Genomic DNA, 13,207 nt, shown 5'->3' on the forward strand with positions numbered 1-13,207 from the left:
TCAATCCTCCGGCTTGCCCTGGGGCGAGGCCTGCTCTGGCGCGAACGACGCGAACGGCGCAGACGGCGCGAGCGCGCGCCGCTCCAGACCTCGCTCGCGCTGCCGCCGGGCGCGCGCGGCGATGGCGTTGAACCGGACGCCTTCCGCCGCGCCCGGCGCGGCCTCGCCCGCCGCGGCATCCTCGCCCTTCGCCGAGGGGGGTGCGTTCACCCCGAGGGTCCTCAGGTAGGCCGCCTGCCGGGACACCGTCGGATGCTCGAACAGGTGGATCAACGATACATCCCTTCCGAAGCGCTCGCGGAGGTGCCGCGCCATGCTGACGAGCAGGAGCGAGTCGCCCCCGAGATCGAAGAAGTTGTCGTCGTGACCGACGTGCGGGCGTTTCAGCACCTCGGCCCAGATGCGGGCGACGGCGCTCTCCAGCCCATCTCCCGCGACGGCGGCGGGCCTCGTCCTGGCCTGCTGCGCGCGCGGCGGCGCGTCCTCCGGGACCGACCGCCGCGCGCCCTCCGCCGAGCCAGGGAGCCTGTCGACGACAACCACCCTGACGGGCTGCTCCGTCCAGCGCTCCGCGATGTACGACGAGAGCGCTCGCGCGAGCCGATCGCGCAGCCGCTCCGGCCTCACCAGGGCGGAGCCCTGCGACGACGCAGCGCGGGTCGCGGTATCGACCATGGCCCCCAGCGCCGCCGACTCGCGGGCCAGCGCCTCGACGGTCGTGTCCGAGACCGAGATGGCCCCCCCGACGAGGCCGTGGAGGTATTCGTACCGCGGGCCGACATGGAAGAGGTGGGCGACCTGCGCGAAGTCGAATCCGCCCGTCTGACAGAGCCCGATCTGGTGGTCCGGCGCCGTCGACTCGAGCAGATGGGCGATGATGCCGGCCTCCATGAGGCACAGATCCCGCGCCCGGCTGCCGTACACCGGCTCGATGGCGCCGAGGTCCGCCACGAGATACACGCTGAAGGCCGAGCTGTCGAACGCCTGCCCGTTGGGGCCCCCGTGGACCGAGCGATCGATGTGCGCGCCGGGCTGGATCGTGACAAGCTGCTCACGCTCGGGGTGAACGTAGTATGTGCCGCCGGGGACCCGCTCGATCCGATCCGGCTTCACGTACAGATACGCATGCACCGGATACAGGTTGCCCGCCGAGGCATAGAGCTGCTTGGCGAGCGGATAGCCTGGCAGCCTCACCGGGGAGAGCTGCCGCAGGAAGCGCGCCAGGCGCTCGAACGCGATCGGCTCGCTCAGGAACTGGCGGTAGCTGCGCCGCCGCGCGAGCGCCGAGAGCTCCTCGTCCGTGCGCGCGCGGGCGATCAGAGGGATGGCAGCCCCGGAGAGATCGTCGCGCTGCGCCGGCTTGCTCAGCTTGAACTTCAGCCTCGCGATCGGATCCTGCAGCAAGGAGACGGTCGAGTCCGCCGCGCCCTCCCGGATCGTCACGTACGCGACGAGCCCGGCTCGCTCGTCCGCCGCGCGCTCCACCCTCGCTGCCTCGACGCTCGGGTGCTCGCGGAGCAGCTCCTCGAGCCCGGGCGCGAGCGCCGGATCGGCCACGATGCCCGGCGGAGGCTCGCCGGGCGGCGCTTCCACGCCGGGCTCGCGCGCCGGATCGCGGAGGGCGCTGCGATCGACCTTGCCGTTGCTGGTGAGGGGGAGGCGGGGCAGCTCCACGAAGGCGCCCGGCGCCATGTAGTCCGGGAGCTTCGAGGCGATGAACGCCCGCAGGGCGGGGGTCTCGAGCGCCCTGCCCGGGGCCGGGACGACGTGGGCGATCAGCCGCTTTCCACCGCTCGCCGTGCTCCCCACCGAGACGGCGGCGCTCGCCACGTCGGGGTGCTGAAGCAGCGTGGCCTCGATCTCCTCGAGCTCGATCCTGTGCCCTTGAATCTTCACCTGGAAGTCCTCGCGTCCCAGGAACTCGATGTTCCCGTCCGGCAGACAGCGTCCCAGGTCGCCTGTCCAGTACAGCCGCTCGCCTGTCTCCGGGTGCGTCACGAAGCGCTCGCGCGTCCTCTCCTCGTCACGCCAGTATCCGCGCGCGAGGCCCATGCCGCCGATGTAGAGGCGCCCGGACACCCCGTCGGGACACGGCTCCATCGCCCTGTCGAGCACGTAGAACCGCTGGTTCGCGAGCGGCTTGCCGTAAGGGATGCTCTTCCAGCTCGGCTCCACGTGGGTGATCGGATGGGCGATCGACCAGATCGACGCCTCCGTCGCCCCGCCGAGGCTCAGCACCGACGCACCCGGGAACGTCTCGCGGATGCGATCGGGCAGGGTCACGGGGATCCAGTCACCGCTGAGGAGAACGGCGCGCAGGGGCGCGAGGGCGCCCGAGCCGAGCGCCCGGTGCTCGACGAGCATCTGCATGAGCGCCGGGACGGTGTTCCACAACGTCACGCCGTGCCGGGACATCAGCTCTTCCCAGTGGCCGGGATCGCGCAGCCGGGCCGGATCGGGCAGCACAACGGCGCCCCCCGCCGCCCACAGGCCGAAGAGGTCGTAGACCGACAGATCGAAGGCGAGCGACGAGAGCGACAGGACGCGATCGGAGGCCTTCACGCCGAGGCGCGCGTTCACGTCCGCGATGGTGTTCACGGCGCCGAGGTGGTCGATCGCCACGCCCTTCGGCCTCCCCGTCGAGCCCGAGGTGAAGATGACGTAGGCCAGATCGTCGGATCGCTGAACGGCCTCGAGGGGCGATCCGTCCTCTGACAGTCCGCCCGGCGCGTCCAGGGGCACGACGATCGTCCCCGCGGGCCACCGGGCCGGCTCCGCGAACCGCGCCTGGGTGACGACGATCTGCGCCGCTGCCTGCTCCAGGATCCCCCGGATCCGCTCCCGGGGCCATGTCGGATCCACGGGCACGTAGGCGGCCCCGGACTTGAGGATACCGAGCGTCCCGAGCGCCTGCGCGATGCCCTTCTCGCAGGCGATGGCGACGAGGGTATCGGGGCGCGCGCCGCGGGCCCGCACGGCTCGGCCGAGGGCGTTGCTCTGCCTGTCGAGCTCCCCGTAGGTGATGCTCCCCTCGGGCGCGATCACCGCGGGCGACTCGCCGTGGGCCGCCGCGCTCCGGAGGAACGCCGCGTGGAGCAGCTCGTCCGGCGCTGCCCGCTGCGTCCGGTTCACCTCGGCGCGCGCCGCCTGCTGTGAGACAGGGAGCGCGACCCTCGCCCGCTGGAACGCCTCGTCGCCGCCCGCCAGCCGCGCGAGCAGATCGAGATAGGACTCCATCATCGCTCCGACCATCCCCTCGGGGAAGAGCGCCTCGACGACATCCCAGGAGAGCGCGAGGTCCCCTCGGTCCTCGGTCACCTGATGATCGAGCCACACATGCGGCGTCTGGGTGACCATGAAGACCTCCTCGCCGAGCCAGGAGAACAGCGACTGCGGCTCGGCCCCTCCCTGGCCGAGCAGGCTCGTGAACACCACGGGGACGCTCGGCGCGCGCAGCTGGCGGAGCGCCGGGATCGCCCCCGCGCGCCGGTGCTCGATCGCCGTCCAGAGCTGGTCCTGGGTGGCGCGGGCCAGCTCGGAGACCCCCCTGTGCCGGCCCACGTCGAAGCCCACGAGCACAACCGTGGTGAAGTCGCCGACGATCTCCGAGACGTCCTCGTGCAGCGGCGGACGCTCGAACGACGTCAGCGTGAGCGAGAACTCCGGGCGGGCGCTCCACTTCCCGAGCACCTGGGCGAACGCCGCGAGGACGACGGCCGAAGGCGTGAGGCGGCTCGACTTCGCCCGGTTCTTCAGCGATTCCCACGCGGACCGGTCGAGGCGCCCGCTGTGCCGCACGAACCGCGGGGGCGTGACGTCTCGAGGCTCCCTGGCGAGCGGCAGGTCGGGCGCGGGGGGAAGGCTCGCCACGCGCTCGCGCCAGTACGAGAGCGAGCGCTCGTGATCCGGTGTCTGGCGATGGCGCTCCGCATCGACGATGCAGTCCCGGAATGTCACGCCGAGCGGTGGGAGCTCGAGCTCGGGGTGCTCGTAGAAGCGCTCCAGATCGCGCGAGACGATCCCGCAGCTCCAGGCGTCGAGCGCGAGGAGATCCAGGTTGATGTGCACGCGGCACCTGCCGTCTGGAAGGAGCGACACGCCGGCGTCGAACAGGGGCCATTCCGTGGGCGCGAACACGCGGTGGGACAGCCGATGACGGATGTCATCGAGCGCCCGGCCGGCGTCGGCCGGCGCCATCGCGCGGAGGTCCCAGACCTTCGGCTCGAAGCGGGGCACCGTGCGCTGCGCTCGCTGGAGCCCGTCTTCGGTGAACACGGACCGGAGCATCCCGTGCCGCGCGATGACCCGGTTCCACGCGCGCTCGAAGCGCTCGAGATCCAGACCATCGCACTCCCGCTCGATGTAGCCGTGACAGCCGACGCCCCCGAGGTCGAAGGCGGGCTCGCGCCCGACCAGGTACGCCCGTTGAACGTCGGTCTGGGCAAAGGGCGCCTCCGGGTCGCCGTCGCCCGGGCTGACGACGGGGGCCTCGCCCTGGCGGCCGCGCGACGGTGACGGGTCGGCGACCCGGCGCAGAAGCTCGGTCAACGTCATTCCCTCGATCAAGCTCAGCGGCGAGATCTGCCTGCCGCTGAGCCCGGCGATGCGCTCCGCGAGCTGGATCGCCTTGATCGACTCGAGCCCAACCTCGACGAGCGGCACGTCCCAGCGCAGCTGCGCGGCGTCCACCTGGAGGATCTCTCCCACGAGCGCGCCGAGGCGCGCGGTAAAGCCCGATTCGTCGGGCTGCGTGCGGGCCGCCGCGGAGGCCCCGTCCTGGGCCGCGGCCGCGCCCGGCGCTCCATCGCGCGTCGGCGCGCCGTGGAACACGCCGAGCGGCTCCAGCTCACCGCGCAAAAAGGCCGCCTTGCACGCCCTTCGCTGCGCCTTCCCGCTCGTTGTCTTGGGGAGGCGGCGCGGAGGGAGGAGCACGACCGCGTGCACGGGCAGCCCGAACTGCTGCGCCACGGCGCGCCGCGCGGCGCGCGCGAGCGCCTCGAGATCGAGCCCGCGCTGCCCGCGCTTGATCTCCTGGCAGACGACGATCGCCTCCGGCTCCTCGACAGGGAGGCTCAACCCGTCCTCGAGGCCCACGGAGAAGGCGGCTCCCCCGTCGGTGGCAAAGGCCTCGTGGGCGGAGCACACAGCGAGCTCGATGTCCTGCGGATAGTAGTTGCGTCCCCGGACGATGATGACGTCCTTGAGCCGTCCCGTGATGAACAGCTCCCCGTCCTGCAAGAACCCGAGATCGCCGGTCCGCAGGAAGCGCAGGTCGCCTGCCCCGCGCAGCCGCGCGCCGAACGAGGCGCGGGTGGCCTCCGGGTTCTGCCAGTAGCCGCTCACGACAGCGCCGCTCTCGACCCACACCTCACCCACCTGCAGATCCGGGGCGGGCTCTCCGCTGGCTGGATCGACGATCGCGACGCGCGTGTCGGCCAGCGGGCGGCCGCAGCTCACGAGCTCCTGTGCGTCGGTGTCCGCGGCGGAGCAGGCGCGCACCCGCCCCTCTTGCAGCGCCGTGGAGCTCACCTTGACGACGCGCGGCGGGCGCCTCGGCGAGACGCTGACCCCCAGCGTCGCCTCTGCCAGGCCATAGGAGGGTCGCAGCGCGTCGGGCCGGAATCCGCTCGGCGCGAAGGCCGCGAGGAAGCGCGCGAGGGTCCCCGCGCGGACGGGCTCGGCCCCGTTGATCACCGTCTTCCACGCGGACAGGTCGAGCCGGGCGCGCTGCTCGGCGGTCGAGCTCGTCACGCAGAGATCGAAGGCGAAGTTCGGCGCCGCGCTGTGGTGGCCGCGGTGGCGCGACAGCGCCTCGAGCCAGCGCATGGGCCGGAAGATGAACGACGCCGGAGGCATGCCGTAGCATCTGCCGCCCACGAAGAGGGGCAGCATGATCCCGTGAATCAGCCCCAGATCGTGGAAGTGGGGCAGCCAGCTGACGAAGGTGTCGCCGCGCTCGATCCCGAACCCGTCGGCGAGCATGCGGCAGTTCTGCAGGACGTTGCGATGGCTGACCATCACGCCCTTGGGGCTGGAGGTCGAGCCGGAGGTATACTGGAGGTACGCGACGTCATCGGGCGCGCCCGGCGCCCCGTCGGCGCGCCCGGCATCGGCGCGCTCGGCGTCGGCGCGCCCGGCATCGGCGCGCCCGGCATCGGCGCCCGAGGAGCACTCCTCCAACGTGTGAATGGGCAACGTGTGAATGGGCAACGTGTGAATGGGCAGCGTGTGAATGGCCGACCCGGAGCGCGAGGTCGATGCGCTCCTCTCCCGCGGCATGGGTCGCGCGGTGAGCGCGCACGCAGGAGCACAGTCGACCGTGATGGCGTCGAACCGGGACTCCGCCTGATTCGGTCGCGGGAGCGAGGTGGGGACGGCCACCATGTCCGCCAGCAGGCAGCCGAAGAACGCCTCGACGAAATCGAGCCCAGGGGCGAACAGGAGGAGGACGCGGCTCCTCGGAGGATAGTGTTTCCGGAGGAAGGCGGCGATCGCTCGAGCACGGGCGTGGAGCGCGGCGAACGAGAGCGCCGCCGTCTCCTCCTCGCCTTCGTGAAGATGAATGTACGCAGGCGCGTCGCCGAGCTCATCCGCGCGGCGAGCGAGCAGCTCGGGCAGCGATTCCATGGCGCTCCGAGATTCAAACAAGTGATCACGCGCGGAACTGGGCTCATGCCGAGCAAGAGTCATACCAGATGTCACGAACAGTTCCTTTCGATGCAAGCAAGCAAGACGACCTGCGTGCGCACAGGCACTTCACCCATCGAAGCGATGCGCGCTGCCCGCAGCGCATCGGAGGCTTCGCGCGAGACTCAGGGGGGCGCGAAGGGTCGAGACGATCCTCCGGGCTCCGCGCTCGCTCCGCTGCGAGCCCGAGAGGATCGTGGGGTAGGTGGAGCTCTCAATCCACGGGCGCAGGTCATGACACGAAGGAGAGGTCCTGTCTAGCCCACCAATCGACGGAACCGGCCGTACCCTGACGATGCGTGAGAGATCCGTGCCGCATCGATGTGCGAGGCATGCTCACCCCACGATCGCCTCATGATGCGATGTTTAAGTATTGTTATTTAGTGTTTAGATGGACACCGAGCCACGGGGCCCATCTGCGTGGAAAGTTTTCGCCCTGCTGAACTGTTGCGAGCTGGCGAACGGTCCACCGCGGTGCGCAGCCATTCGATCCCCGGACGACGCTCTGGCCGGGCCGTCCCAGCACTCGATCGACGCGAGAGACCGGGTTGCGCTCCAGGTTGGAATTGTCGCGAGCACATCTGGGCCATCGGGATCGCAAAGCACCTCGCGCGAGGGCGACCTGCCGAGGGCGATCGCGTGGCGGCTGCACCACCCGCTGCCGGGGGGCGCCTCCGGGCGGCCCTCACCGGTACAGGCAGTACTCGTCGATCTCGTTCTTGCAGTCGATCACGTCGTCGCAGACGCGCTCGAACGGAAGGGGTTCCCCCTCGGCGCAGAAGAATGCTTCCTGGCGCGGCGAGCAGTTGGCCTCGTCGGCGCCGTCGTCGCAGTCGAGTTTCCCGTCGCAGAGCGCCTCGTTGCGCACGCCGCCCTGCTCGTTATCGCAAGGATGCCAGTTCACGCGGCAGAGCTGCGACGCTTCGACCCCGGACCGCGGCGGCTCGCACGCGGAGATGTCCACGTCGTCGCACATCGGCAGGCTCTCGCCCGGTTCCTTCATGCAAGCGGCCCAGCACGCCGCTCGGCTCAGGTACAGGTTGTCGGTGATGCAATCGAGGTACGGCTCGTCCGCGGGGAGCGCCGCGAAGCAGGAGGCGTTCAGCCGCCCCTCCTCGGCAATGCAGCCGCTGATGTCGACGTCGATGCCGTAGGCACAGCGGCACATGGTCTCGGCCCAGGCGCGGATCGCATCGACGTGGCGATCCCGGGCGGCAGGCCGCGGCGCCGGCTCCGGAGCGGGGCACGCGCCGGCTCCCGGCCCCCGGCTCACGAGGTACGGCGCGGCCGTCGCCCGGGGGTCGAGGTCGCCCCAGCACCACGCGCTCCCGTCGTCGCGCACGGCGCAGGCGTGATGCCCGCCCACGGAGAGGTCGATCACGCCGTCGAGGCCGGCGACCGGTCCGCTCCCGAAGGCGCGATCGTCCGGCGTGCCGTCGCGGCCGTCGCCGAGCTGCCCGCCGTCCGACCAGCCGCGGCACCACACGCCGCCGTCCGCCTTGCGCGCGCACGTGCTCGAGGCGCCGGCGCCGATCTCGACAACGTCGCTGCCCATCTCCAGGACCAGGCCCGGCGCGTCTTCCGAGGGCGGGCCGAGCCAGGGAGAGCACCAGACGAGCCCGCTCCGCTTGAGCACGCAGCGATGCGCGGCGCCGAGCGCCGCGCCGGCTTCCGGAGAGTCCGCGCCCTCGCGCAGCGGCTCGGCGCGATCCCAGGCCGAGATGTCGACGATCCCCTCCGGGACGAGCGCGGCCATGTGGTCGAAGCCGCCGATCAGCCCGAAGACAGGCCGCTCGTCCGAGACCGCCGCGAGCGTCGGACCCTGCCGGACGCCGGAGGCGTCCGTGCCCCAGCACGTGGCGTGCGTGAGCGCATCGAGGGCGCAGGTCTGCCGATCGGCGAGCGCCACGTCGATGAACGCACCGGAGAGGCCAGGCGCCTGGAGCGCGACGGGGAGGCTCGAGCTCGCGTCCGACACCCCCGCGAGCTGCCCTTCCCCGTTGTCTCCCCAGCACCAGAGCTCGCCGCCGCTGGTGAGCGCGCACGTGTGCCTGCCGCCCGCGACAACCTTCACGGCGGCGGGGACGCGGACCTCCACGGGCTCATCGCGCCGCTCGTAGCTGCCGTCTCCGAGCTGTCCGCGCGTGTTGTCGCCCCAGCACCACACGCTGCCCCCGGCGAACAGCGCGCACGCGTGCGCCGCGCCGCTCGTGACGGCGAGCGCGCACCGTCCATCCGGGCCGGCGCCGGTCGCGCTCGATCCGCCCGCAGCACCGCCGCCGGTGTTGCCCGTCGCGCCGCGCGGGTCGTCGAGCGACACATTCCCGCCGCACGCAGCGAGGACCAGACCGAGCGCGAGCCAGCAGCGCTGGAGTAGCGGCTGCGAGCCGCCGGTGAACCATCGAAGAGCCATGAGCTTACCCCCCGATATCGAGTGGCCCACGCTAACAAACCTTCCGACGCGCCGTCCACGTCGACCGAGGGATCCGACCGTGGGCGGGCCGCGCCGCTGGTTTCTGTGTTTGATGGTGCTGTTCATTTTCATCGGGCTCACTCGGGCAGGCGCATCGAGAGCATGGAGTCGATCGCGCCGCGCGAGAGCCTGCCTGGCAGAGCGGGGAGCAGCTCGGCGGCGGCGGAGGGGACCCTCTCGGGGTGGATGACCGCGACCTGGATCGTGCGCTGCGCCTCGTCGAGCAGGATCATGAAGTAACGATCGCCGACGGGCCGGCGCCACGTCGGGCAGCCGTCCGAGCGCCCGCCGGCCTCGATGACGGGCCCCTTCTCGTAGGCCTCTTGCGCGCACGCATCCACGACCTCCACGTCACCGGCGAAATCGTCGCGATCACAGCCGCTCCCGCAGACGCTGCCGCCGATGTGCCCCTCCTGGTACGAGCGGACTCCGGTGCTCATGAACTCGCGGTTGCTGTATTCGTTGTTGTCCATCACGACCTCGAACACGTTGATCTCGCCGCAGCCGTCGCCGACGGTGCCCGTCTTCGAGTAACAGTTGCAGAGCCCGTTCCACTTGCGCCCGCCGTCGCGAATGAGCTCGGACGCGACGAACGCGACCCACGGGCCGGGATGGCCCTGCCCATCGCCGTTGCATTTCTCGACGCCCGCGTCGTCGAACGTCATCGACGCGAGGAAGACGACGAGCTTCGAGCCCGCCCAGCCGAGGTGCATGACGCCCGGGTCGTCGGGACAGTAATAGTCCTTGCCGTCACCGCACGCGAAGGGCCTGTCCTGCATGAAGTACGTGACGCAGTCCGTCTTCGTGAGGTCGCCCGTGAAGTCGGCGGACGTTGTCTGCTCCTGCGTGACGAGCAGGTTGGAGCCCACGCCGCTCCTCGCGTCCCACGACGAGACCATCTGCCAGGCGGCCGGCTCGCTGCCGGGCTGGTAGACGGCGAGCTGCTTCACGCGGATGGCCTTCATGATGAGGGTCATCTCCTCGTCGAACGGAGAGAGCCTGTCGCTCGTCGTGGGATGCTCCGTCATGCAGCAGTGCCCGCCCCATGTGTCGTTGCCATCCTTGTAGTCGCACGCTGGATCGCCGGGCTCGCGGTCGATGCGACGGGGCCACCAGCCGGGCGCGCCGATGTTCGTGAACGTCATCGTCCCGCCGCGCGTCGGGGCGCTCGGCTCGGGGACGTGGGGGCCGAGACCTCCGCCGGCGCCCGTGGTGCTGGTGGACGGGCCCCCGCCGGCGCCTGTCGTGCTCGTGGACGGGCTTCCCCCGCCGGCGGCCGTCGTGCTGGTGGACGGGCCTTCGCTCGCCTGGCCGCCTGCGCCGCCTTCTCCTCCGAGGTCGCCTCCGCCACCGCAGGCGCATGCGAGGAGGGCGAGAGCGGCCCGTACGAACGGCGATGAGCGCTTCATACCCGTGAGTGTTTCCGGAGCGCGCCCGGTCCGTGATGGAAAGCGGCGGGATCAGAGCGGATAGGTCATCGCGAGGTGCACAGGGGCGCTGCGAGGCCCACAGGGGCGCCGCGCCGAGAGCGCGTCGACGCCGAGTTCGTAGATGTGTGCCTCCTTACTCTTGACGCCGCGTTGCCGTCGGAGGAACGAACGGGCTCATCGGAAACGGCCGGGGGGAACACATGGGATACAGGTTGAAGGCGAAGCGAGCGCTCTGGTGCTCTGCGGCATGCTCGGGCTGGTGCTCGCGTCGGCTTGCGAGTTGCAATACACCTTGCCTACCTCTCTGATCTGCCCTATCCGCCTGCGTGCAGATGCAGGTCGTGCGGGTTCCGGTGATGGCTGATCCCGTTCGTGATGTAGTCTACGTCGCCGTGGGGCGAATCGCTCGGTCGGAGCTGGTGAAGATCGTATCTCCGGTCGTTGTCGAAGACGACGATCTCCTTCTTGGCCCATCGAGCGCGGATCCGAGGCGCCACCGCGTCGTGCGCACACGGCACTGGGGAGTACAGCCATCCGCCAAGCTCAACAAGGAGCTTGCTCGTTCCGGTGGTGCCCCCATGTGCGTGGTGCTTCCCCCGACGCTGCGCGGCCTGCTGAGCTTCTGCCGGGTCTGCGCTTCGGGGGTTGAGCGACGGCGGCCGGTGTTTGCCATGCATCTCAGACCGGACCTGACCGGCTCAGCGCCACAGGGGGTCGATCCAGCGGAAGAGCTTGCCTTCGATGTCGCGGACGCCCTCCGACGGAAGCCACCCATGGATCGCTGCTCGGAGCTGGAGACAGCGCTCGCTGCCACGTTATGGAGATTGTGGTGCCGTCGCTCGCCCGTTGCCCTGTCCAGATTCTGTGCATCTGGTGGAGCGCTCCACCCACGGCTCGCAAGCCTCGGGCGCTACCACGCAGGCTACTTCCCCAGACAAGATGGCCAGAAGCTCTTGCTGTCTCGCTTCGACGAGCTTCTTCTGCGGCAGCTTTCTCGCGAGTGGATCACGCCAGTAAAGTTGTTTGTGAACGGAATGAGGGACGAGGCGGGGCTACATTCCTGGCTCACCCACGTCGGCGACCTGTTCCTGCCCAGGCGACTTCTCGAGTGGTCCCGCCATACTCGTGGGCAAATCGTCGAGTGCATGGAGAGGCCGGAGAGGCCTTCGGACATGAGCAGATGGGCCTTCCGATGGCATACGGGCGGCGAGGCGATACTCGATGCACTGCCGAGCCTCCAAGCCGCACCGCCGCTGTCAATCGGAGGTGCTGTCGCGTACGATGCCGATCGGGCGTGGGTGTGTCGCTCCGATGCAAAGGGCACACCTTATTTGAGCCGACCTGGCGCGGTAGCAGGGAGTGAAGGGCGGGCGTGAGCCGCTGAGCCAGCCATCGCAGAGCACGTCGACGGATCGATGCCCGCGTTGGCGCCGTGGATCGTGACCACCCCCGCGGCGTGGCGCCGGGCGGCCCGCGCTACGCGGCCACGCCGAGGGTGCCGATCTCCTCGAGCTCGCGGATCATCCGATCGAGCCCGCCCTCGTCGGCCCTGAGGCCGAGGGCCGCCGCGGCGTGGGCGAGGAGCTTCCGCTCCCGCAGCGACGCGAACTTGTCCACGGCCGCGGCGATCTCGAGCGCGCGCAGCAGCGGGGCGCGCGCGCCCTCCGGCACGCCGCGGAGGCGCTCGATCCAGGCGATGTCGTCGGCGAGCCGATCGTTCTGGCAAGCGCGCGCCGAGGCCGGGAGCTGCCGCAGCACGGCCGCGAGCAGCGCGGTCTCCTCCGGCTTGAGGCGGCCGTCGGCGGTGAAGATGAACCACAGCCCCTCGAACAGCCGCTCGACGTGCGGGCGCAGCGCCTCGTCGCAGAGCGCCCCGTCGAGCGCGCGCCTGTAGCGCAGGTATCGGCGCGCGGTATCCCCGAGGCGCCGGGTGACAACCCAGCTCGTGATCGACGACGAGGCGACCGAGAGCACGGGCACCAGGTTGCGCGCCGCGCTCTCGCCGGCGAGCCGCACCGCGAGGTGCTTGGCCACGTCCGAACCGCGCTCGCGCGCCGAGCGCGCCAGGACGCCCGCTGGGTCGTCCGTGTCCTGGGGGGGCTCCACGACGCCGAACGTGAGGGCGAGCAGCGCCCACACGTCGGCCGGCTCGTCCGGATCGAACCGGAGCCCGAAGAGATCCGCGAGCTCGCAGACCATCCGCACGTGCAGGAGCAGCCGGAGCGCCATCTCGCCGCCCATCGCGAGCACGGCGGCAGGGATCGCGACGAGCCCGCCGAGCCCGTTCGTCTCGGCCGTGGCTGCAGCCGCGCCGGTCGCGAGCGCCCCGGTCGCGCTGCCCGCGAGCGCCGAGCGGACGCAGGCGCGCCGGATGACAGCGCGCGCGTCGGTCGGCTCCGTCACGCCGGTCGACGCCGCGATGCCCGCGGGTCGAGGCCGCCGGTTGTAGCGGCGCACCGCGCGGGACAGGAGCTCCTCGATCCACGCGTCGACCGGGCGCACGCGCACGCCCGCCACGCTCGTCGCCTCGGTCAGCGGGAGCGCCGCGCCCCCCGCTGCGTCACCAGGATGCGCAGCCCCGTTGGTCATGGATCACGGCGGTTCAAGATGCATTCCG

4 protein-coding genes are annotated in these 13,207 nt (G+C 70.9%); all 4 read right to left on the reverse strand.

What is annotated here, in order from left to right:
• Positions 1–6,627 carry an amino acid adenylation domain-containing protein gene (locus WMF42_RS15630; RefSeq protein ID WP_437692740.1) on the reverse strand — a complete coding sequence of 2,209 codons (6,627 nt, stop codon included), beginning with the start codon at positions 6,625–6,627 and terminating at the stop codon, positions 1–3.
• Between the two features lie 745 nt (positions 6,628–7,372).
• Positions 7,373–9,100: an RCC1 domain-containing protein gene (locus tag WMF42_RS15635; protein WP_437692742.1), complete on the reverse strand. Its 1,728-nt coding sequence runs from the start codon at positions 9,098–9,100 to the stop codon at positions 7,373–7,375.
• A 137-nt stretch (positions 9,101–9,237) separates the two neighbouring features.
• The gene (locus WMF42_RS15640) at positions 9,238–10,569 is read right to left on the reverse strand and encodes a DUF2403 domain-containing lipoprotein (protein WP_155798520.1); all 1,332 of its coding nucleotides are present in this window, start codon (positions 10,567–10,569) and stop codon (positions 9,238–9,240) included.
• A gap of 1,497 nt (positions 10,570–12,066) precedes the next feature.
• Positions 12,067–13,179 carry a hypothetical protein gene (locus WMF42_RS15645; protein WP_437692744.1) on the reverse strand — a complete coding sequence of 371 codons (1,113 nt, stop codon included), beginning with the start codon at positions 13,177–13,179 and terminating at the stop codon, positions 12,067–12,069.
• Positions 13,180–13,207 lie beyond the last annotated feature (28 nt).

Origin of the sequence: Sorangium sp. So ce176 (assembly GCF_051519835.1) — a bacterium.
Taxonomy (GTDB): Bacteria; Myxococcota_A; Polyangia; order Polyangiales; family Polyangiaceae; genus Sorangium; species Sorangium cellulosum_G.